The 1,487-nt window shown below is 35.4% G+C and carries 1 protein-coding gene, 1 tRNA gene and 1 rRNA gene; 2 read left to right on the top strand and 1 reads right to left on the bottom strand.

The annotated features are described in order from the left end of the window. Window positions 1-89: ribosomal RNA gene (locus G6554_RS25210) — 16S ribosomal RNA — on the bottom strand; the annotation flags it as partial. Window positions 90-516: 427 nt separating this feature from the next. Here G6554_RS25210 and G6554_RS25205 point away from each other — a divergent pair. Beyond that, on the top strand, window positions 517-1,212 hold the full coding sequence (locus G6554_RS25205; RefSeq protein WP_166246840.1) for an MgtC/SapB family protein: 696 nt from the start codon (window positions 517-519) through the stop codon (window positions 1,210-1,212). A gap of 84 nt (window positions 1,213-1,296) precedes the next feature. After that, window positions 1,297-1,369: transfer RNA gene (locus tag G6554_RS25200), tRNA-Ala, on the top strand. Window positions 1,370-1,487: the final 118 nt, after the last annotated feature.

Below are 1,487 nucleotides of genomic sequence, written 5' to 3'. Positions count from 1 at the left end.
GGGAGCAAGCTCCCAAAGATCCGCTCGACTTGCATGTATTAGGCACGCCGCCAGCGTTCGTCCTGAGCCAGGATCAAACTCTCCAAGAAAGTTGATTAGCTCATTTGTTACGTTGGCATAGTTTCATATATATTGAAACTAAAAAATATTGTTTGTTGACGTTTTTGTTTGTTTAGTTTTCAAAGAACAAATGTCCTTGCCGCCAAAAGCGACTTCATTAATTTATCATATTCATCGTCATAATGTCAACAACATTTTAAATTTCTTTTTTCGTTGTTTAACTCTCTCGATGAGGACGAGATTTAATATATCATGATAAATTAATGTTTGCAATATAATTTTAAAAGTTTTTTTAAAAGCATTTAACAATTCCTCATTAATGCTATAAATTTAACGTAGGATAAATTCATAAATTAAACTACAATTGTATATGTAATAAGAGATAGGCGTTTTCGTAAAATATAATCGATTTCATACCATTAATGAAAACTAACTATACAATTGGACGTGAATTAGATGAGTAATGCGGATGTCGATATATTAATTAAGCTCGGTATTTCAGCTATTTTCGGCCTTATTATTGGCCTTGAACGTGAATTAAAGAGAAAACCGGTTGGTCTTAAGACAAGCCTGGTCATTTCCGTTGTAAGCTGTTTGTTGACAATTGTCTCCATTCAGTCTGCCTATATGTTTCCCGACTCGGGTGAGGTTAAAATTACAATGGACCCGCTAAGGCTTGCTGCGCAAATTGTCTCAGGGATTGGTTTTTTAGGTGCCGGAGTCATATTAAGACGGGGGAACGACAGTATTTCAGGTTTAACAACGGCCGCTATGATCTGGGGAGCAGCTGGGATAGGAATTGCAGTTGGTGCAGGATTTTATTTAGAAGCGTTTGTCGGGGTGGCCTTATTAATTATTAGTGTGGAATTAATTCCTTTTTTAATGAAACTTTTTGGTCCAAAACAATTAAGGGAAAAAGAAATCACGCTTCAGCTTTTTATTAGAGACCAGGCACAGATTGATACCACTATTACTTTTTTACTTGAGAAGAAGTACATTATTCGTAGACTTCGAATCAAAGATTTAGATAACGGAGATCATTTGGTGCAAATATTAGTTGCAGTTGATTATCGTGAAAAGACAACCGAAGTCTATGCGACTGTTTCCGCAATAGAGGGGGTTCAAAAGGTAGAAATTGAAAGTATGAGCTAGTAGAAAAATATTATTGCCTTTCCTCAAATTTTCTCTTGCAAGAATTTTATTTAACAGATATAATTCTTCTTGTAATAAATTTACGGGGGCTTAGCTCAGCTGGGAGAGTGCTTGCATGGCATGCAAGAGGTCAGGGGTTCGATCCCCCTAGTCTCCATACTTCGAAAACCTTTGCGTAGCAAAGGTTTTCTTTTTTTTGGAAATTTTTATTAAAACATAAATAAATTTTCCTATTTTTAGAATTTCCTCTTGCGCATTATATTCCATTATTAATA

This window comes from Bacillus sp. MM2020_4 (genome assembly GCF_011250555.1).
Taxonomy (GTDB): Bacteria; Bacillota; Bacilli; order Bacillales; family Cytobacillaceae; genus Neobacillus.
This window is presented reverse-complemented; position numbering and strand designations above follow the sequence as displayed.

What these genes read in the sequence shown, in the direction of transcription:
- G6554_RS25205 (WP_166246840.1), top strand. Translation starts at nt 517, where the DNA reads ATGAGTAATGCGGATGTCGATATATTAATTAAGCTCGGTATTTCAGCT.